Source organism: Promicromonospora noduliphila, assembly GCF_056951025.1.
Map to the genome: position 1 here is coordinate 1985377 of NZ_CM167806.1, position 19572 is coordinate 2004948.

The window sequence follows — 19572 nt, forward strand, 5'->3', positions numbered from 1 at the left end:
GGGGGGCCTGGCGCACTGCCGGTCAGCGTCCCAGGTCCGCCTCGGCGCCGTCCCGCATCCCGGCCAGGGTCGCGCGCATCATCGGGGCCAGCGAGTCGGTCACGTACCACTCGACGAACGGGGTGACCACGGGTGAGGTCGGCAGCAGGGAGTAGGTCCACTGCACGCGGGTGGCGTCGTCGCCGAGCTCCTCGAAGGTGAACGACGCCGTCCCGTGGCGGACGGCGAGGCGCTGCGGGCTCGTGAAGCCCCAGATCTGGTACGTGAACTCGGCCGGGTTGTCGGTGATGACCTCCTCGGCGAGGTAGTGGCCGTCGGAGAACTGGACGCGGCGCCGGTCGCCGACGCGGCCCGCCTCCGGGTCCCACTCGCCGCGCAGGGCGACCGTGCTCTCGACCGCCGGGATGGCGCCCTGCGCCTGGACGACGTCGCCCAGCTCGCGGCCGGGGTCGTTCGTCCAGCGGACGTAGTCCGCGCGCGGCACGGCGACCGTGACGGTCTCGGTGTGGCTGACGTAGCCGGACGTGGCGAGGTCGGGCCGGTCCCCGGTGTAGGCCGGCGGCTCGGCGGGTGGCCGGATCAGCGTGAGGTATCCGACGGCGCCGGCGGCCACCGCGGCGGCGATCGCCACCGTGATGACGACCAGAGTGCGTGGGCGTGGCATGTGCTGCTCCATCTGAAATCTTCGTGAACCCTCGCCTGGGGTTGACGTTGTCAACCACGGTAGCGGCCCAGGTGGACACCGTCAACCAAAATTACGGGATTCCTCGTACGCGAGGCTGTGACCTGCGCAATCGCCCCTGCTCTCGCGCCACGTGAGGGTGAATCACGAGGGCCGAGCGGGCTGCAACAGCACATCGGGTTTCACCTGGGAGATGTCCGATTCGTGTACGCTCGCGTCGTTTCCTCCGAACTAACCCGAAAGGACCGATCGTGGCCAACATCAACGTGACCTTCCAGCAGATGGAAGACGCCGCTCAGCGCATGAAGCAGGAGTCGGACGACATGCAGGCCAAGCTCGACCAGCTCCGGACGATGGTCGACAACCTGGTGCAGGACGGCTACGTGACGGACAAGTCCTCCAAGCGGTTCGACGAGTCGTACAAGGAGCTCGACAAGGGTGGCAAGCAGGTCATGGAGGGTCTGACCGGCATCGGCGAGTACCTCAAGCAGGCCGCAGAGGCGCTGCGCAAGACCGACGAGGAACTCGCCAACGCGCTGAACAAGTAGTCCGATGGCCGACCTCGTCGTCACCTCGATCGCCGTCGACGAAGCTGCCACACAGCTCAAGTCCATCCTCGACGAGCTCGAGAACATGGACGCGATGTGGGACGGCGGCGACATCTTCGGTCACAAGACGGTGGCGGGCGCGATGGACGACTTCATCGACAGCTGGTGGGTCAAGCGGGAGAAGCTCCAGGAAAACCTCAAGGACCTCCAGAGCAAGATGGAGAAGGCCGCCGAGACCTGGAACAACACCGAGATCGAGCTCGAGAAGTCGCTGACGCCCGACGAGGGCTGACGGTACGACCTGAAGGCAACTAGTCAGCACGACCTGAAGGAGACTTGATGAGCGCCGCCCGCGTGGGTGAGTGGCATCTGCTGGATCACGATTCCGACCCGGTGCCGGCGGAGGCGTCCGGTCTGGACGCGGTGATCAAGCACTACAAGGAGATCGCCGAGATGATGACCACGCAGGCGGCGCTCCTCAAGAAGATCGGCGACGGCGACGAGACCCTGCTCAAGGGCGAGTCGGCCGATGCGATGCGCAAGCGCGCAGGCGAGAGCCACGAGCACCTCAGCGCCGCCGCCGGCCGGTACGAGGACGTGCACTCGGCGCTGTCGGCGTACCAGCCGGCCCTGGAGACCGCCCGCTCGGAGACCGCCAAGGCCCTGGCGGACGCCGAGAACGCCGCCGCCGCGCTCAAGAGCGCCGAGGGCATGCCCGACCCGGTGAACGCGGACCGGCCGGACGACGCGCCGCCACTCACCGAGAGCGAGAAGCAGGAGTCCCAGAACCGGACGAACAAGATCAACGGCGCGAACGGCGACCTCGCGGCGGCCAAGGCCAAGTGCCAGGCCGCGCTGGACGCGCTGGCCACCGCGGCCGAGACGGCAGCGACCAAGATCAAGGAGAACTGGGGCGACGACGGGCTCAAGCACAGCGGCTGGGAAGCCTTCGTGCACGGGTTCAACAAGTTCCTCAAGGGGCTCGTCGAGATCCTCGGCTACATCGGCATGGCTCTCGCTGTGCTCGCCATCCTCCTGCCAGGGGTGGGTGCGCTCGCCATCGCCGGTCTGGTGGTGGGCGTCGTGAGCCTGCTGGGCTCCATCATCCTCGCCGCCCAGGGTGAGGCGAGCTGGACGGGTGTCATCCTCGGCGTCATCGGTGTCGCCGCCGCCGGCGTCGGCCTGGCGGTGGCGAACTCGATCTCGGCGACCGTGAAGGCGGCCCAGGGCGCCGTGCTTGCCGGAAAGGGCGGCTCGACCACCTTCATCGCCACCGCCGGCGGCACGATCTTCAAGAGCCTGCCGATCCAGAAGATCTCGATCGCGATCACGTCGAAGCTCCCCGGCTGGGCGTCCATCGTCGCCCCGATCAAGACCTGGTCGCTCAGCGGGGCGTTCGGTCTGGGCGGGCTCAAGGAGCTCAGCCTCCTCGGAGTCTGGGGCGCGAACTTCACCATCAAGCCATGGGTCTACATCGCGGGTCCCACCGCCATGCTCTCGGGCCTGTTCACGGGTCTCTGGGGCGCCGTGCCGCCCACGTTCTTCCCCGCGCTGGCCGACAAGGACAAGCGCGCGGAGTGGACCGATCTGACCGACTACGAGTACAACCACCTCACGACCTGAGCCGGGAACCGGCCCGGCCGTGTGACCGGAGCGACGGCGCCGCGACGAGCTCCGGCCGCCACGAGACCTTGGCCGCCATGAGACCTTGACCGCCACGAGACATCGATTGTGACGAGACATTGACAGCGAAGAGACACAGGGTGCGGGCATGACCGCCGTCGAGGACGGCCAGGTCTGGTCGTGGGCCATCGAGCCCCCGGACGGCTGGCTGACGGTGCCCTCCACGGCCACCGAACCGGCCGAGGTGGTCGAGGGATGGCAGGACGAGGTCGTCGAGCTCCTGATGGGGTCGTTCGGCACCCAGACCTCCGAAGGGCCGGACGGGTCGGCGAGCGAGCTCAGCCCGGACCAGGCGGAGGTGATGCGCGGCGCCCTCACGCGGACGGTCGCGAGCCTGGTGGCGTTCGCCGACGAGGCGGCGACCGAGGGGGCACGCGCCATGGCCGGCCTCGGCCTGCTGGACCGCGGCCCCGTACCCGTGCTCGTCACCGTCGGCATGAGCGACCCGGCGGAGTCGGACGACGCGTTCATGAGCGTGCTCGGCGCGACGGGCGGGAACCCCGTGAACCCACCGAGCATCGAGTACCCCGACCTGCCCGACGGCGACGGGATCCGGGTCACCCGGGTCGACATCGACGAGGCGGGCGGCGCCTGGGTGACCGTGGCCGCAGGCCGGCGCACCGAGTTCTCGGACGCGGTGGTGGACATGGCGCTGGTCTGGCGCAGCCAGGATCTCGTGCTCGTGCCCACGATCCACGAGGCGCTCGTCGGTCTGCTGTCGGCCGTCAAGATCAACCGGAGCGAACAGTGAGCGAGAACCCAGTGACCGAGCAGGCGACAGGGCAGACCGACCGGCCGGCGCCGTCCGGCAAGCCGACCGACGCCTGGGTCATGCTCCTGCCCCCGGGCTGGGCCCGGTTCCCGACCGGCGAGGGGCGCCAGCGGGAGCTGGACGACGCGGTCGAGCAGGTCGTGGCGCGGGCGCTGCCCGACTCGCTGCCGCGCGACAAGGCCGAGCCGTTCCGGCACATGCTCCGCGACGAGCTGCACAAGACCCTCAGCAAGGCGCGTGACGCCGGTACCGGTGCGGTCTACATGCCGACCGAGACGATGGAAGGCGTGATCGTCCCCGGCTCGATCGCGGAGATCGAGGTGGTCAGCGACGCCGGTACCGACCCGATGCAGATCGTGACCAGCATCCTGAGCGACGGGTACGAGGCGAGCGAGCTGGTCGAGCTCGACGGGCGCCCCGGCGTCCGCGTCGTGCAGACCCAGCACGGCATGCGGCAGGACGACCTGGAGCTGTCCACCCGGCAGGTGCTGTACGCGGTCTCGCGTGACGAGAACGACGGTGAGTGGCTCGTCCTGTCCTTCTCCACGATCTGGAACAGCGAGAACACCGAGCGGCTGGCCGAGGCCATGGTCCTCTTCTTCGACGCCGTGATGACCACCTTCCGCTGGGCCGGCCCCGGCACCAACCCCCTGAAGCTGCCGGAGCGAAGCGTCCCGGGCTCGGCCTGACCACGCCTGACCGCGCCCTACCACCGCCCCGCCCGACGCACCACCCACCCCGACTGACGCGATACCCCTGAAGACGGAGCAACAGTGCATCCCGCCCACCGCACGGCCGCCCTCGCGGCGCCGGTCCTGTCCGCGGCCTTGGCCGCGACCCTGCTCGTCGCGACCGCCGTACCGACGGCGGCCGCGCCGGCCACGGCGGGCCCGCCGCCCGCCGCGTCCGGCACCGTCCTCGGCACGATCCTCGCCACGGACGAGGGCGAGGGCGAGAAGGTCAAGTACTACGTGATGCAGACCAAGCCGAACGGCGAGCAGGAGTTCCTGTTCGAGATCGCCCAGCGGTACCTGGGCGACGGCAACCGGTACACGGAGATCTTCGAGCTGAACAAGGGCCGCACCCAGCCCGACGGGAACAAGCTGACCGACCCGGCCGCCGTCCTGCCGGGCTGGGTGATGCAGATGCCCGACGACGCGGAGGGCGAGGGCATCGAGTTCGGCGTACTGCCGACGGGCCCGGCGAGCGGCGCGGGGGAGAGCGCCCCGGCGGACGACGCGGAGCCGGAGGCCTCCGCCGCGCCGTCGGTGCCGTACTACGTGATCGGCACGACGCCGGAGGGCGAGCCCGAGTTCCTGTACGCGATCGCCGAGCGGTTCCTCGGCGACGGCGAGCGGTACCGGGAGATCTTCGAGCTCAACGAGGGCCGGGTCCAGCCGGACGGCGGCACGCTCACCAACCCCGAGTCCGTCACGGTGGGCTGGGTGCTGCAGCTCCCGGAGGACGCCGAGGGTGAGGGTTTGCAGCACGGCCCGCTGCCGGGCCCGAGCTCGTCCCCGGAGGCGAGTGACGCGGCAGCGGACGAGGCGGCGGGGGAGCAGGCCGCCGCGGGGAGCCCGTCCTGGCTGGTGCCGGTGCTGATCGCCATCGGTGCGGTGCTGCTGCTGGGTGCGGCGGCCTTCGGCGGGGTGCTGCTGGTGCGCCGGCTGCGCTCGCGGCGGGAGGAGCCGTTCGACGACAGCCTGCTGCGCACCGACACGTCGGCGTCCTGGATGGTGGACCGGGCGCTGCGGGTGCTGCTGGCCTCATGCGAGCGGGACGGGGTGGACGTGCCCGGCGTGACGGGGGTGTTCATCGAGGGCGGGTCGATGCGGCTGCGGCTGGCCAGCCCGGCCTCGCCGGCGCCGGTGCCGTGGGTGGCGAACGAGGACGGGCAGAGCTGGTCGGCGCCGCTGGCCAAGCTCCAGGCCGCCCTGGCCAGCGAGGCGTCGACCGCGCGGTTCGCGCGCCTGGTCACCATCGGCGTGGCCGAGACGGGCCGGGTGCTGGTGGACTTCGCGACGGCACGCGGCATGATCAGCCTGGACGGTCCGACCAGGGCCCGGCACGAGGTGCTGCGCCGCTGGCTGGGTGAGCTGACGGGTAACCCGTGGTCGAACGACCCGCGGGTGGTGATGGTCGGCAACGGCCTGCCGCAGCCGGAGCTGGCCGAGCACCTGTCGGCGATCGAGCAGGTGATCCCGGAGCTGGAGGCCACCGATGGCGGCGTGCTGGTGCTGTCGCAGGCGCCGTCCGCCACCCAGCAGGAGATGCTGGCGGCCCGGTTCGCGTCCCCGAGCTTCGGCTGGGTGGTCATCGTGCTGGGCGAGTCGGCGTCGGCGAAGTGGCGGATCACCGCCAGCGACGACGGGTGGCTGCGCAGCGGGTTCCTGCCCGACGTCCGGTACAGCGAGCAGATGGCGGTGCGACGGGCCGGTGAGTGAGTCACGTACGCGGGTCACGCTGCTGACCCTGGCGACAGTCCTGCTGGCGATGTTCGCCGGCACCGTGGTACCGGCCGGCGGGCCGGCAGTGCTGCCGGGAGTCGTACCGGCGGCCCCGCCGGCCCAGGCGCAGGAGGAGCAGGAGGTCCTGCTCTCGCAGGGCAAGCCGGCGGTTGCCTCGGGGCTCGAGCGTCCGGAGCTCGCCGCCCGCTTCGCCGTGGACGGCGACGGGCTGACCCGCTGGTCGAGCGCCTATGCCGACCCGCAGTGGATCTGGGTCGATCTCCAGCAGACGGCGACCGTGCGGCGGGTCGAGATCGACTGGGAGACCTTCTACGCCAAGGTCTACTCGATCGAGGTGTCGGACGACGCCCAGAACTGGCGCGTGCTGTGGTCCACCGACGCGAGCGACGGCGGTACCGACGTGATCCCGGTCGACGGCAAGGGCCGCTACGTGCGGATGTACTCCACGCAGCGGAACGACACGGCGGCGGGCAACTCGATCTGGGAGATGCGCGTCTTCGGCATCCCAGAGCCCAAGCCCTCGCCGACCCCGACCAGGAGGCCGAGCCCCAAGCCGGACCCGAGGCCGACGGCGAGCACCGTCCAGGAGGAGCCGTCGCCGTCGCCGACCCCGTCCGCACCGCGGCCGACGCCGAGCCGCAGCGGGCCGCCGGGATCGGTCCTGTACTACGTGGTCGGCAAGGAGCCGAACGGGTCGGTCGAGAAGCTGAACGACATCGCCGAACGGTTCCTCGGCGACCGCAACCGGTACCCCGAGATCGCGGAGCTCACCGAGGGGCACCGGCAGCCCGACGGCGAGTTCCTGACCGACCCGCGGACACTGAAGCCGGGCTGGGTGCTCAGGATGCCGGCCGACGCGACGGGCAGGGGCCTGAAGTTCGGTCCGCTGCCCGGGTACGAGCCGTCGGCGAAGCCGTCAGCGGAGCCCAGCCCGTCGCCGTCGCCGTCGGCCACGACGGAGCTGGAGGGTGCCCAGGCGGCGTCGGCGGTCGGCTGGCTGGTGCCGGTGGTCGGGGCCGTGGGAGTGCTGGTGGTGCTCGGCGGGCTGGTCTTCCTGGGCACGTGGCTGGTGCGGCGGCGCAAGAAGCGGACCGAGCCGTTCGACGACAGCCTGCTGCGCACCGACACGTCGGCCGCGTGGACGGTGGACCGGGCGCTGCGCGTGCTGATGGCGGCGTGCGAGCGGGACGGGCTGGAGATCCCCGCGACGACCGGGGTGTTCATCGAGGGCGGTTCGCTGCGGCTGCGGCTGACCAACCCGGCCTCGCCGGCGCCCGAGCCCTGGACCGTGAGCGAGGACGGGCAGAGCTGGTCGGCGCCGCTGGCGAAGCTGCAGTCCGGTGCGGCCTCGGAGGGCTCCACCGCGCGGTTCGCCCGGCTGGTCAACCTGGGTATGGGCGAGACGGGCCGGGTGCTCGTCGACTTCTCGGTGGCCAAGGGCGTGATCAGCCTGGAGGGGCCCACCCGGGTGCGGCACGAGGTGCTGCGCCGCTGGCTGGGCGAGCTGACCGGCAACCCGTGGTCCAACGACCCCCGGGTGGTCATGGTCGGCAACGGCCTGCCGCAGCCGGAGCAGGTGGAGCACCTGGCCGGGATCGAGCAGGTGGTCCCGGAGCTGGAGGTCGGCGACGGCGGGGTGCTCGTGCTGTCGCAGGCGCCGACCGGCCCGCAGCAGGACATGCTCGCGGCGCGGTTCGCCAACCCGGAGTTCACCTGGGTGGTGATCGTGCTGGGCCAGTCCGCCTCGGCGAAGTGGCGGTTCACGGCCGGCGACGACGGCTGGCTGCGCAGCGGGTTCCTGCCCGACGTGCGCTTCGACGAGCAGACCGCCGTGCGGCGGGGAGGCGAATGACATGCACGCACTGATCACGGCTCGCCACGGCGCGCGCGAGACCCTCCTGTCCCTCGACCTGGACGACCGCACCGGGGCGGCCGAGCTGGCCGAGCGGCTGGCCGCGGAGGTCGGCGCGCCGCGCGGCAGCACGATGTACGTGGACGGGCGCGCCGTCGTGCAGGGCTCCGGGGTGCAGGACCGCTCCGTCCACGGGATGCCGGACGCGACCGGCCCGGGCACCGAGCTGCTCGTCGCCGACTCCGGCATCCGGGACGGCGCCGTCGTCACCTTCGCCGAACCCGGCCTGCGCGACGGCGCCTCGGGCGGCCCGGTCGACCTGTGCGTCACCGGCGGCACGGGCGCGGGCGCCGTGGCCCGGCTCGGCGTCGGGGAGTCCACCGTGCAGGTGGGCCCCGACGGCCGGGTCCGGGTCGACGAGCCGCGCGAGGGTGGCCTCCCGGCGCTCGCCGTCGTCGTCGCGCTGGACGGCGGGGTGCGGGTGCGCCGCATCGCGGACCCCCGCTCGGCCGGCAGGCAGGTGCACCTGGACCGGCTGGAGGACCCGCTGGGCGAGGACGAGGCGCCGTGGCCGGCGGGCACGCAGCTCCGCATCGGCCCGAGCGTGCTCACGGTCCAGTCGGCCACGCGGCCCGACGCCGACCTGCGGCCCGCCGCCGAGCCCGGGCACCTGGACTACAACCGGCCGCCGCGGCTGCTGCCGCCCATGCCGGCCACGCGCTTCCGCCTGCCGGCCGAGCCGACGGCGCCCGCCCGCAACCCGCTGCCGTGGCTCATGATGGCCATGCCCGCGGTGCTGGGCATCGTGATGGCCTGGGTGTTCCAGTCGCCGTTCTACCTCATGTTCGCCCTGGCGTCGCCGCTGATGGGCCTGGGCAACTGGTGGATGCAGAAGCGCAACGGCGTCACCACGCACAAGGAGAAGCTGAAGCAGCACGCGGAGGAGCGCGCCGCCCTGGAGGAGGAGGTGCTCGACGCGGTGCGGCGGGAGCAGCACCGGCGCCGCGTGTCCAGCCCCGGCGCCGCCGAGCTGCGGCTCATCGCGACCACGCCCACGCGCCGCTTGTGGGAGCGCCGCAGCACCGACGGGGACCACCTCACGGTCCGGCTGGGGCTCGCGGACGCGACCAGCCGCGTCGAGGTCGAGGACAGCGCCGAGCCGGAGCACCGCCGCAAGACCCGCGCGACCGTGCGGTCGGTGCCGGTCACGGTGCCGCTCAAGGAGGCGGGCGTCGTCGGCCTGGCCGGGCCGGGCGACTGGCCCCGGCGCCGGGCCCGGTGGATGGTGGGCCAGCTCGGGGTGCTGCAAAGCCCGCGCGACGTCCAGGTCTACGTGCTGACCAGCTCGGAGCACGTGCAGGACTGGGCGTGGGCGGCCTGGCTGCCGCACGTCCGCCCGTCGTTCGGGCAGGAGGCCGTCGCCCTGATCGGGACGACGACGGAGACGCTCGCCGCCCGTGTCGCCGAGGTGAACTCGCTGATCACCCAGCGCCGCGCGGCCATGGAGGGCTCCGGCGGCAAGACCATGGCCGGCCCGCAGGTCGTGGTGGTGCTCGACGGCGCCCGCCGCCTGCGCGCCCTGCCCGGCGTCGTGTCGATCCTGCGGGACGGCCCCGGCGTCGGCGTCAGCGTGGTCTGCCTGGACGGCGACGAGCAGCTCCTGCCCGAGGAGTGCACGGTCGTGGCGCTCGCCCGCGTCGACGGCGGCATGACGCTGCGCCGCCAGGACACCGACGACCTGCGGTCGATCCTGGTCGACGAGGTCGAGGACGACTGGTACGAGCCGGTGGCGCGCGCCGTCGCCGCCGTCCACGACGTGACCGCCACCGAGGGTGAGGGGCTGATCCCGGACTCGGCGCGCCTCGTCGAGGTGCTCGGCATCGAGGAGGTCGACGCCGCGCAGATGGAGGCGCGCTGGCGGATGATCTCGAACGGCGGCAAGGGCAGCACCGAGGCCGTGATCGGCGTCTCGCTGGACGGGCCGTTCGCGCTCGACCTGGTGCGGGACGGGCCCCACGCCCTCGTGGGCGGCACGACCGGGTCCGGCAAGTCCGAGTTCCTGCAGACCGTCGTCGCGTCGCTCGCCGTGGTGAACACCCCGGAGACCATGAACTTCGTGCTCGTGGACTACAAGGGCGGCGCGGCGTTCAGCCAGTGCGAGCAGCTCCCGCACACCGTCGGCATGGTCACCGACCTCGACTCCCACCTCGTGGAGCGGGCGCTCGACTCGCTCCGCGCCGAGCTCACCTACCGGGAGCACGTGCTGGCCGCCGCCGGGGCCAAGGACCTGGAGGACTACCTCGACGCGCAGGGCCGCGGGTACGTCGGGCCCACGCTGCCGCGCCTGCTGATCGTGATCGACGAGTTCGCCTCGATGGCGCGTGAGCTGCCCGACTTCGTGTCCGGGCTGGTCAACATCGCCCAGCGGGGTCGCTCGCTCGGCATCCACCTCATCCTCGCCACGCAGCGCCCCTCCGGCGTCATCTCCCCGGAGATCCGCGCCAACACCAACCTGCGCGTCGCCCTGCGGATGACGGACAAGAGCGAGTCGAAGGACGTCATCGACGCGAACGACGCGGCTGACATCGCCAAGTCGCAGCCCGGCCGGGCCTACGCCCGGCTCGGCGCCGCCTCCCTGGTCCCGTTCCAGTCCGCCCGCGTGGGTGGACGGCGGCTGTCCCTCTCCGACGCCACGCAGGTGGAGGCCCCGTTCGTCGCGCGTGTGCCCATCGCCGACCTGGGCGCCCCGCCGCCCAGCCGCCCCCGCGTCAAGCGCCGGGAGGACGTCGAGACCGACCTCGCGGCGCTGGTCGAGACCCTGCGCGAGACGGCACGCGTCGGCGGCTGGCCGGTCCCGCGCCGGCCGTGGCTGCCGCCCCTGCCGGACCTGCTCCCGCTCGACATGCTGGCCAAGCCGACCGCTGCGCCCACCACCGGGTCGGAGTTCGCGTGGGCCATGGAGGACTCGCCGGCCGACCAGCGGCAGGGTCCCGCCGTGATCGACCTGGACTCCTTCGGGCACCGGTACGTCGTCGGCGCGCCGGGCAGCGGCCGGTCCACCGTGCTGCGCACGACGGCGTTCGCCGCAGCGGACGCGATGTCCGTGGCCGACCTGCACCTGTACGCGATCGACTGCGGCAACGGCGCGCTGACGGTGCTGAACGAGCTGCCGCACACGGGCGCCGTCGTGCAGCGCGGGCAGGCGGAGCGGACCAGCCGCCTGCTCACCCGCCTGAAGGCGGAGCTCGCGCGGCGCCAGCAGGTGCTGGCGGCCGGGAACTTCGCGAGCGTGACCGAGCAGCGGGAGATCGTGGGGCCGGGGGAGCGCCTGCCGCGCGTCCTGGTGCTGATCGACCGCTGGGAGAGCTTCCTGAGCACCTACGGCGAGACCGACAGCGGTGCGCTCGTCGAGGCCGTCCAGGAGCTCATGCGCGACGGCGCGAGCGCGGGCATCCACCTGCTGATCGCCGGCGACCGGAGCCTGCTCTCCAGCCGGATGAGCGTGCTCACCGACGACTCCCTGGTGCTGCGCCTCACCGACCGGTTCGACTACGGGATGGCCGGCATCAACCACAAGAAGCTGCCGGAGGAGATCCAGCCCGGCCGGGCGTTCCGGTCCGGTAGCGGCCTCGAGGTGCAGGTGGCGATCATCGGGGACGACCCGTCGGGTCGCGCCCAGACGAGCGCCGCGCGCCAGCTCGCCGCCCGCATCCGGGAGCGGGAGGACGTCGTCCCGGGCACCGGGCCGTTCCGGGTCGACGACCTGCCGACGACGATCACCGTGGACGCCGCCTACCAGTACGTCGGCCCGGAGGCGGCCAAGCCGATGTGGGCGCTGCTCGGCGTCGGCGGCGACGACCTGGCGGCGTTCGGGATGGACCTCGCCGGGGACGCGCCGACCTTCATCGTGGCGGGTCCCGCGAGGTCCGGCCGGTCCACGATGCTCGCCGTGATGACCGAGTCGCTGCTGCGCGGCGGTACCGAGGTGGTGGTCATCGCGCCGCGGCAGAGCGTCCTGCGCGACTTCGCGGGCCGCGACGGCGTGCGCGCCGTGCTGACCGGCACGGACATCACCGAGGAGGAGCTGGCGCCGCACCTCGACCCGGACGACGCCGCCGTGGTGCTGGTCGTCGACGACGCCGAGCTGGTCGCCGACGTCCCCGCCAAGACCTGGCTGCGCGCCTACCTGCGCACCGCCGCCGACCACCGGCGCGGGCTGGTTCTCGGTGGCGACGCCTCCGAGGTGGCCAGCGGGTTCTCGGGCTGGCAGGTCGACGCCAAGAAGAACCGGAGGGGAGCGCTGCTCAGCCCGCAGGACCGGTTCGACGGCGACCTCGTGGGGGCGAGCCTGCCGCGGTCGTCCGTCGCCACGCAGATCACGCCGGCCAAGGCGCTGGTGCACCTGGGGTCGGGCGAGCTGATGACGTTGCTGGTGCCGACGCTCTGAGGATCGCCGCCGAGTATCGCCGTCGGCGCCGAGCCGCAAGTTGTCCGCACATCCGGCCGCCGAACCGAAGGTGACATGTCGATCCGAGGCACGATCGACGTGCAGCCTTCGGTTCGGCACCGGACGGTGGTCCGATTCATTCGTGCCGGCGACCTTTCTGTCGCGTCTTGAGCGTCGAAAGGAGTCTGGTTACCGTCGCGTCCGACGCGCGGCAGCGGCGCCGTGCGCGGAAGGAGGACACGTCCGATGACTGGCTTCGAGAACGGGTTTCCCCTCGACCGGCGGTCGCTCCTGGCGGGTGCGGCCGGGGTCGCGGGTTCGCTGGTGGCCGGGCTGGCGCCGTCGGACGCCGGACGGGCCGGGCGCTACCCGGCCAACTGGCCCGACCCCGAGCCCTACGGCGTGGCCGACGTCCGGCCGGACCTGTGGCCGCGGGACGACAACTCCTTCGTGCTGCCGCTCGAGCTGCGCCCCCAGGACCGGGAGCTCGGCCGCGTCTGGATGCGCGACACCTACGTGAACTGCTTCATGGTCGGCGGGCGCCCGCTCTACGTCGCCACCGGCACCACCCGCTCGCCGGGGCTCGCCGCGGCCGGGCCGTGGAACGACGGTATCTACGTGTGGGTGGCCCCGGCCCTGCGCGGGCCGTGGACCCTGGCCGACACGACCGGCATCCGGCCCGGCGCGGCCCGGGGCAAGGTGTGGTCGCCCGAGTTCGTGGGCGAGAACCGGCCGGGCCGCACCGTCGTCGCGCCGTGGCAGGAGTACTGGTACGACGACGGCCAGTTCGGCAAGCGCGGCAACGCCTGGGCGCCCGAGCTGCACTACTTCCGCGGCACCTGGTACCTCGTCGCGTGCATGGGCGACCATTCGCGCAAGGTGGGGTCGTTCATGCTGGTGAGCGAGGGCGGCGTCGCGGGCCCGTACCGGGTGGCCGAGGGCAACCTCGCCAAGCCGTTCGGCGACCCGTTCATCGGGGGACCTGGCTTCATCGAGCCGGGCGCCTACCACCACATCGACGGCAGCCTCTTCGCCGAGGGCGACGACGCCTGGCTCGTGCTGCACAACCACCTCTACGCGCGGTTCCGGGACGACATGGAGGACATCGTCCCGGCCACCGGCGTGCCGCGGTTCCAACAGGTGCCGTACTCGCCCGAGCCGTACCTGGAGGGCGCCTACGTGTTCAAGCACGGCGGCAGGTACTACCTCCTGCACGCGGCGTGGGACCGCACGTCGACCAACGCCGACGGCAGCGCCCGGCACGCCTACGACCCCGCCGGCACGGGCCGCGTGCAGTACCAGTACGACGCCGTCGTCGCCGTCGCGGACCGCTTCGAGGGGCCGTACTCGCGGCGGTGGACCGCCGGGGTGGGCGCCGGGCACAACAACTTCTTCCGGGACCACCAGGGCCGGCTCTGGGCGACGTTCTTCCGCAACCCGGTGGCGGGCTACTGGGCCGACCCGTCCCGCGTGGGCGACGCCGCCGTGCCCGGCGTCGTCCGCGTGGAGTGGACCGGGCCCGACGGCGGCCGCCTGTACGTCAGGCGTCGCGGTTAGCCGGCGCCTCCTCGTTGCTCGACAGCAGCGTACTGGCTAGAGCCCGCTCGACGACTAGAGCCCGCTCGGCGCCGCCCTGAGCTCCCCGCCCGCGAGCCGCACCGGGTCGACCACGACGCGCAGCCGCTCCCGCACCCACCAGGCGCCCGTGCGGCGCCGCTCCTCGGGCGTCGTATAGCGGTAGCGGTGGAGCACGGCGCGGACGGCGTGCGGTGGGCGTCCGCCGAACGGGTCCCGGCGCAGCAGCCGCAGGGTCGGCTGGTCCGCTTCGAGCAGCCGGCGCAGGAACTCCGTGAACCACCCGGCCGGGTGGCCCAGGGGGATGAACCACATCAGCCAGTCCAGCCGCAGGTGGTAGGGCGCCACCTGCGGCGGACGCCGGTCGACGGGGCCGGGCTTGCCCCGGAACCCGTACTCGACCCAGTCGTCCGGCCCGGGATGCTCGGCGAGCGTGCCCTCGACGGTGATCTCGTCGCGGCGCCGGGTGACCGAGCCGAACGCGCCGTAGGCGTTGACCAGGCGGAACGGCTCGAAGCTCGCGTTCATCCGCTGGTGCCGCGACGCGAGGTTGCGCGCCGGCCGCACCGACAGCACGAGCAGCAGCAGCGCGACGGCGCTCACCACGATCACGCAGGTGAGCGGCGCCGACGGCGAGCCGGCCGCCGCAGCCGGCGCGCCGCCGTCGGGCAGACCGGGCAGCCCCACCAGGGCGCCGAGCCAAGCCCACGTGCCGTCGCTGATCACGCCGAGGGCCAGGACGATCGTGGCCCAGTTGAGCCACGCGAAGTTGCCGGTGACCACCAGCCACGCCTGGGTGAGCACGAAGACGCCGCCCGCGACGGACGGGAAGGGCTGCGGGAGGAACAGCAGCCACGGGACCAGGAGCTGGCTCACGTGGGTGCCCCCCGCCTCGAACCGGTGCCACCAGCGCGGCAGGTGGTGGGCGTGCCAGGACAGCGGGCCGGGCATGGGCTGCGTCTCGTGGTGGTAGTACAGGGCCGTGCCGTCCCGCCAGGCGGGGTCGCCGCGCCACTTGATCAGGCCCGCGCCGTGCTCCACGCGGAAGAGCAGCCAGCGCACGGCCAGGATCGTCAGGAGGGGCACGCCCACGCCGTCGGACCCGAGGAACGCCACCAGGAAGCCCGCCTCGCACAGGAGGGACTCCCAGCCGAAGGCGTAGAAGGTCTGCCCGACGTTGACCACCGACAGGTAGAGCCACCACAGCACGAGGAAGACGAGGGCTGGTACCCACCAGGGCCCGGCCTGCGGCAGCCCGACGACGGCGCTCACCCCGAGCAGCACGCCCGCCCACGCGCACGCCACCAGCAGGCGGTCGGAGTACCGCCACCGGAACAGCGACGGGCCGCTCCGCCAGCCGGTGCGCGCCACGAGCTCCGGGACCGGCTGCAGGCCGCGCTCACCGAGCAGCGGCCGGAACTGGCGCAGCACGCACCAGAACGCGAGCGCGTACAGCGCGCCGAAGCCGCGCTGGAGCACGGCGCGCGCGACGTCGTAGTCCGCGCTCGACCACCAGCCGAGCCAGTCGGGCAGAGCTGCTGCCATGTCGCCACGCTATCGGGTCCCGGCCCGCCGAACCGCAAGTCGGACGTCGATCCACCGGCGCCGAACCGCAGGTTCTTGGTCGCCGGCAGCCGAACCGCAGGTTCTTGGTCATCGCGGGCGTCGAACCGCAAGTTCCCGGTCACCAACGCCGCCGAACCGAATGTTGTGTGTCCTGATCGGCGCTGATGGACGTCTACCTTGCGGTTCGGCGCCCGCGATGACCACAACCCCGCGGTTCGGCGACGGGAGTGGGGACCAACTTGCGGTTCGGCGCCGGGAGGTCTGGGTCGGTGGGCGGAGAGACGGGGCGGGCCGGACGGTTCGGGCTGGACAGACCGGGTCGCCCTGCTGTGAGGTTGCCGCCATGAGGTGGCGCAACGTCGAGCACGGGTACGGCATCGTCACGAAGGTCCTGCACTGGCTCACCGTCGGCCTGCTGGTGGCCCAGTTCACGGTCGGTTACGTGATGGACGCCGACGGCGACGTGCCCGACGTCGACTGCGACCCGCCGGGCGAGGACCGCAGCGGTGGTGACACGTCCGACGCGGAGGAGGACCGGCTCGACCGGCAGGAGGACCGGTGCGAGCAGGCGCAGGAGCTCCGCGAGCAGGACGCCGACGACGCCGTCGGCTCCGCGTGGTCCGATCTGTGGGCGGGCGACCTCTTCGGCGGTGGGACCGGCAGTGAGGTTGGCGGGGTCGGGCTGACGCTGCCCGGGTGGCACGTCGTGATCGGGCTGTCGATCATCGCGGTCGCCGTCCTGCGGGTGGTCTGGCGCAGCACCACGCCGCTGCCGCCCTGGGACGCGCGGCTCACCGAGACCGACCGGAAGATCCTGCACTGGGCCGAGCGCATCCTGCTCGGGCTGCTGTTCGTGGTCCCGGCGACCGGGATCGCGCTGGTGGTCGGCAGCAGCGACCTCGTTCCGCTGCACATCGCGGCGCACCTGTGCTTCTACGCGGCGCTCGCGGTGCACGTCGGCGTGGTGGTACGACGGCGGGTGGTCGGGCGGATGCTGTGGGGGCGGCCTGCCTGAGGGCGACCTGCTGGAGGTGCGGCCTGCTGGGCGTCTTCGCGGCGGGCGACATCGCGGTCGCGCCGCCCGACCCGCCGGAGGAACGGCCTCGCCCACGGTACGGCCGGCGTCACGCGCCCACGTCGCCTACCGTCCGGAGAGCTCGGCGACGACCGGTGCGAGCCGTTCGGCGAAGTCCGCCCCGAAGACGAAGTAGGAGTAGCCGATCTCCTCGCGCCGCCGGTGGATCTCCTCGGCCGCCGCCGCGGGGTCGTCGGGGAGGTAGGCCAGCGAGTCGGCCTCGCGTAGCGCGGCCGTGTCGATGTCCGGGGGCGCCATGAACGGCGCCACACGGTCGCCGACGACGGGCACGTGGAGCGCGAGCTCGACGTCCCGTTCGGCCTCGGCGTGTTGGGCAGCCTCGGCGGGCCGTGCAGTCCCGGCGTCCCGTTCGGCCTCGGCGTCCTGTGCCGTCCAGGCGTCCCCTGCAGTCCCGGCGTCCTGTGCAATCCCGACGTTCCGTACCGCGCGGAACGCGCGCGCCCGCCTCGCCACGTCAGCACGGCTGTCGTCCGGCATCGCCGCGATGGTGACCGTGTCGGCGACCTCGGTGGCCAGCGCCTGGGCTCTCGGCCCGCGCACGGCCATCACGACCGGCGTGTGCAGGTCGGGCCCGTCCAGGTCGCGCAGCGTGGCGACGGCCTGCCGCACCACGGCCAGGCGTTCGGGCGGCGGGGTCACGGGTATCCCGAGGGTGCGGAGCTCGTCCTCGATCCCCGGCCGCCCGGTGCCGATGCCCAGCTCGAAGCGGCCCTCGGTGAGCACGGACAGGGAGTGCGCCTCCCACGCGATGCTCCAGGCCGGGCGGAACGGGGAGGCGTAGACCCAGGTGCCCACGCGCAGGTCGGTCTGGGCCGCCGCGAAGGCGAGCGTCGGTGCGGGCGCCGGCTGCCAGCTCGGGACGTCGGGCATGAGCAGCGTCGAATAGCCGGCGTCGGCGATCCTGCGGACCCGGTCGCGCCACGCGGGCAGGTCGGTCAGCACCGGGGTCACTACCCCGAATCGGAACGGTCTGGTCATGTCTGGACCCCTCTGTCCGGCACCGACGAAACCTGACGTTAGCAGCCCGTCACAGGTGATCCCCAGGGCCGCCCGACATGCGCGCCGTCCGCAACGCGCGGACGATCGGGACATGAGCACAGGCTCGGCGACGCCGCCCCCACGACCCGGCCCCGACTCCGCCCCGGCGGCCGCGCTGGCCGGCGACCGGCGGTTCTTCGGGCATCCGCTCGGCCTGATGACGCTGTTCACGACCGAGCTGTGGGAGCGCTTCAGCTACTACGGCATGCGCGCCATCCTGGTCTACTACCTGACCGACACCATCGCGAACGGCGGCCTCGGCCTCGACCAGACCCTGGGCGAGGCGGTGGTCTCGATCTACGGCACCGGCGTCTACCTGCTGTCCGTGGTCGGCGGCTGGCTCGCGGACCACGTGATCGGCGCGCGGCGCTCCACGCTCTACGGCGGCATCATCATCGCGGCGGGCCACGTGTGCCTCGCGATCCCCGCGGCCGGGTTCTCCTACCTCGGGATCGTGCTGGTCGCGCTCGGCACCGGCCTGCTCAAGCCGAACGTGTCCTCGATGGTCGGCGCCCTGTACGACCGGCAGGACCCCAGGCGCGAGGCCGCGTTCCAGATCTTCTACATGGGGATCAACATCGGCTCGCTCTTCTCGCCGATCATCGTCGGCGCCGTCCGCGGCCTGTGGGGCTACCACGCCGGGTTCTCCGTCGCCGCGGTCGGCATGGCCGTCGCGCTCGTCTTCTTCGTGCTGGGCCGCAAGCACCTGCGCGGCGCAGGCGACGACGTACCCAACCCCGTCCGGCCCGAGGAACGGCCCGCCGTCGCGCGGATGTTCGCCGTCGTCCTGGCCGCCGTCGTGGTGGTGTACCTCGTGGCGCGGCTGGTGTCGGGCCAGTGGGGCGTGCTCGCCCTCATCGACACCCTCAGCTACGTCGCGTTCCTCGCCCCGGTCGCGTTCTTCGTCGTCATGTACCGCTCGCCCCGCGTGACCGACGCCGAACGCCCCCGCCTGCTCGCCTACATCCCGCTGTTCGTCGCGGCCATGCTCTTCTTCATGATCTTCGAGCAGGCGGCCACCACCCTCGCCACCTTCGCCGCCGACCGGACCTCCCGCGAGGTGCTCGGGTTCACCGTGAGCCCCGAGTTCTTCCAGTCGATCAACCCGGCCTCGATCATCATCCTGGCGCCGGTGTTCGCCTGGCTGTGGGTCCGCACCCACGACCGACCGCCCACGCCGTACAAGTTCGCGATCGGGCTGGCGCTCGCGGCCGTCTCGTTCCTCGTGCTGGCCGGGGCCTCGGCCGCGGCGGGCGACGGCCTGACGCCGGGCTGGGTGCTGGCCGCCGTCTACGTGATCCAGACGCTCGGCGAGCTCTGCCTCTCGCCGGTGGGCCTGGCCGCGACCACCCTGCTCGCGCCCCGCGCCTACCAGGGCCAGGCGATGGCCCTGTGGTTCCTCGCGCCCGCGGCCGGGCAGGCGATCACGGCGCAGCTCGTCCAGGCCACGGCGGACGCGTCGGACACCGTGTACTTCGGCGGCATCGGCGTGGTGGCGCTGGCCTTCGCGGCGATCCTCGCGCTGCTCGGCCCGTGGGTCACGCGGCACGTGCGCCGGGCCGACCGGCTGGAGGGCGTGCACACGGCGGGCGAGTGAGCTGCTCCGTCCTTCTCTTCGAGACGTCTCTTCGAGACCGAGGTTTCTTCGCTTTGAACTGCCTCAAAGCGAAGAAACCTCGGTCTCGAAGGGAAGGGGCTGGGCGCGGGCAGTCGCCCGCGGTTGGCGGACGGCGCGGTTGGCCGGCCGTGCGTTGGCCGGCCGTGCGTTGGCCGGCCGTGCGTTGGCCGGCCGTGCGGTTGGCCGACGGCGTGGTTGGCCGACGGCGCGGTCAGCCGACGGCGCGG

The 19572-nt window shown here is 72.7% G+C and carries 14 protein-coding genes; 11 read left to right on the forward strand and 3 right to left on the reverse strand.

Features of this window, described 5'->3' with window-relative positions:
• Window positions 1-22 precede the first annotated feature (22 nt).
• The gene (locus AC0QU1_RS08710) at window positions 23-664 is read right to left on the reverse strand and encodes an SRPBCC family protein (RefSeq protein WP_483575988.1); all 642 of its coding nucleotides are present in this window, start codon (window positions 662-664) and stop codon (window positions 23-25) included.
• A 269-nt stretch (window positions 665-933) separates the two neighbouring features.
• On the opposite strand from AC0QU1_RS08710, the gene AC0QU1_RS08715 reads away from it, so the two are divergent.
• The 9 genes from AC0QU1_RS08715 (at window position 934) to AC0QU1_RS08755 (ending at window position 14009) form a co-directional block, all read left to right on the forward strand.
• Entirely contained in the window at window positions 934-1230 is a 297-nt protein-coding gene (locus tag AC0QU1_RS08715) for a WXG100 family type VII secretion target (RefSeq protein ID WP_483575990.1), read from the forward strand.
• Between the two features lie 4 nt (window positions 1231-1234).
• Window positions 1235-1522 carry a hypothetical protein gene (locus tag AC0QU1_RS08720; RefSeq protein WP_483575992.1) on the forward strand — a complete coding sequence of 96 codons (288 nt, stop codon included), beginning with the start codon at window positions 1235-1237 and terminating at the stop codon, window positions 1520-1522.
• Between the two features lie 47 nt (window positions 1523-1569).
• Entirely contained in the window at window positions 1570-2853 is a 1284-nt protein-coding gene (locus AC0QU1_RS08725; RefSeq protein ID WP_483575994.1) for a hypothetical protein, read from the forward strand.
• A 148-nt stretch (window positions 2854-3001) separates the two neighbouring features.
• Window positions 3002-3664 carry a hypothetical protein gene (locus tag AC0QU1_RS08730; RefSeq protein ID WP_483575996.1) on the forward strand — a complete coding sequence of 221 codons (663 nt, stop codon included), beginning with the start codon at window positions 3002-3004 and terminating at the stop codon, window positions 3662-3664.
• Window positions 3661-4374, forward strand: a complete 714-nt coding sequence (locus tag AC0QU1_RS08735; protein ID WP_483575998.1) for a hypothetical protein — start codon at window positions 3661-3663, stop codon at window positions 4372-4374. Before AC0QU1_RS08730 ends, AC0QU1_RS08735 begins: the two co-directional genes overlap by 4 nt.
• Window positions 4375-4458: 84 nt before the next feature.
• The gene (locus tag AC0QU1_RS08740) at window positions 4459-6129 is read left to right on the forward strand and encodes a LysM peptidoglycan-binding domain-containing protein (RefSeq protein WP_483575999.1); all 1671 of its coding nucleotides are present in this window, start codon (window positions 4459-4461) and stop codon (window positions 6127-6129) included.
• Entirely contained in the window at window positions 6122-8005 is a 1884-nt protein-coding gene (locus AC0QU1_RS08745) for a discoidin domain-containing protein (protein ID WP_483576000.1), read from the forward strand. The genes AC0QU1_RS08740 and AC0QU1_RS08745 overlap by 8 nt, the downstream gene beginning before the upstream one ends.
• Before the next feature lies 1 nt (window position 8006).
• Window positions 8007-12452 carry an FtsK/SpoIIIE domain-containing protein gene (locus tag AC0QU1_RS08750; RefSeq protein WP_483576001.1) on the forward strand — a complete coding sequence of 1482 codons (4446 nt, stop codon included), beginning with the start codon at window positions 8007-8009 and terminating at the stop codon, window positions 12450-12452.
• A 246-nt stretch (window positions 12453-12698) separates the two neighbouring features.
• Entirely contained in the window at window positions 12699-14009 is a 1311-nt protein-coding gene (locus AC0QU1_RS08755) for a family 43 glycosylhydrolase (protein ID WP_483576002.1), read from the forward strand.
• A gap of 54 nt (window positions 14010-14063) precedes the next feature.
• On the opposite strand, the gene AC0QU1_RS08760 is transcribed toward AC0QU1_RS08755, so the two are convergent.
• The gene (locus AC0QU1_RS08760; RefSeq protein ID WP_483576003.1) at window positions 14064-15572 is read right to left on the reverse strand and encodes a lipase maturation factor family protein; all 1509 of its coding nucleotides are present in this window, start codon (window positions 15570-15572) and stop codon (window positions 14064-14066) included.
• Between the two features lie 364 nt (window positions 15573-15936).
• Here AC0QU1_RS08760 and AC0QU1_RS08765 point away from each other — a divergent pair, with 364 nt between their 5' ends.
• Window positions 15937-16608 carry a cytochrome b gene (locus AC0QU1_RS08765; RefSeq protein ID WP_483576004.1) on the forward strand — a complete coding sequence of 224 codons (672 nt, stop codon included), beginning with the start codon at window positions 15937-15939 and terminating at the stop codon, window positions 16606-16608.
• Between the two features lie 126 nt (window positions 16609-16734).
• Here AC0QU1_RS08765 and AC0QU1_RS08770 read toward each other — a convergent pair whose 3' ends face one another.
• A complete protein-coding gene (locus AC0QU1_RS08770; RefSeq protein WP_483576005.1) occupies window positions 16735-17667 on the reverse strand; it encodes an LLM class flavin-dependent oxidoreductase in 933 nt (310 codons plus the stop codon).
• Window positions 17668-17779: 112 nt separating this feature from the next.
• Between AC0QU1_RS08770 and AC0QU1_RS08775 the strand changes: the two genes are divergently transcribed.
• Window positions 17780-19324 (forward strand): peptide MFS transporter, encoded by a 1545-nt coding sequence (locus tag AC0QU1_RS08775; protein WP_483576006.1) that lies wholly within the window; start codon window positions 17780-17782, stop codon window positions 19322-19324.
• Window positions 19325-19572: the final 248 nt, after the last annotated feature.

Coding starts and splice junctions, on each gene's coding strand:
- AC0QU1_RS08755 (WP_483576002.1), top strand. CDS start 12,699: ATGACTGGCTTCGAGAACGGGTTTCCCCTCGACCGGCGGTCGCTCCTG.
- AC0QU1_RS08725 (WP_483575994.1), top strand. CDS start 1,570: ATGAGCGCCGCCCGCGTGGGTGAGTGGCATCTGCTGGATCACGATTCC.
- AC0QU1_RS08775 (WP_483576006.1), top strand. CDS start 17,780: ATGAGCACAGGCTCGGCGACGCCGCCCCCACGACCCGGCCCCGACTCC.
- AC0QU1_RS08720 (WP_483575992.1), top strand. CDS start 1,235: ATGGCCGACCTCGTCGTCACCTCGATCGCCGTCGACGAAGCTGCCACA.
- AC0QU1_RS08760 (WP_483576003.1), bottom strand. CDS start 15,572: ATGGCAGCAGCTCTGCCCGACTGGCTCGGCTGGTGGTCGAGCGCGGAC.
- AC0QU1_RS08765 (WP_483576004.1), top strand. CDS start 15,937: ATGAGGTGGCGCAACGTCGAGCACGGGTACGGCATCGTCACGAAGGTC.
- AC0QU1_RS08770 (WP_483576005.1), bottom strand. CDS start 17,667: ATGACCAGACCGTTCCGATTCGGGGTAGTGACCCCGGTGCTGACCGAC.
- AC0QU1_RS08750 (WP_483576001.1), top strand. CDS start 8,007: ATGCACGCACTGATCACGGCTCGCCACGGCGCGCGCGAGACCCTCCTG.
- AC0QU1_RS08730 (WP_483575996.1), top strand. CDS start 3,002: ATGACCGCCGTCGAGGACGGCCAGGTCTGGTCGTGGGCCATCGAGCCC.
- AC0QU1_RS08710 (WP_483575988.1), bottom strand. CDS start 664: ATGCCACGCCCACGCACTCTGGTCGTCATCACGGTGGCGATCGCCGCC.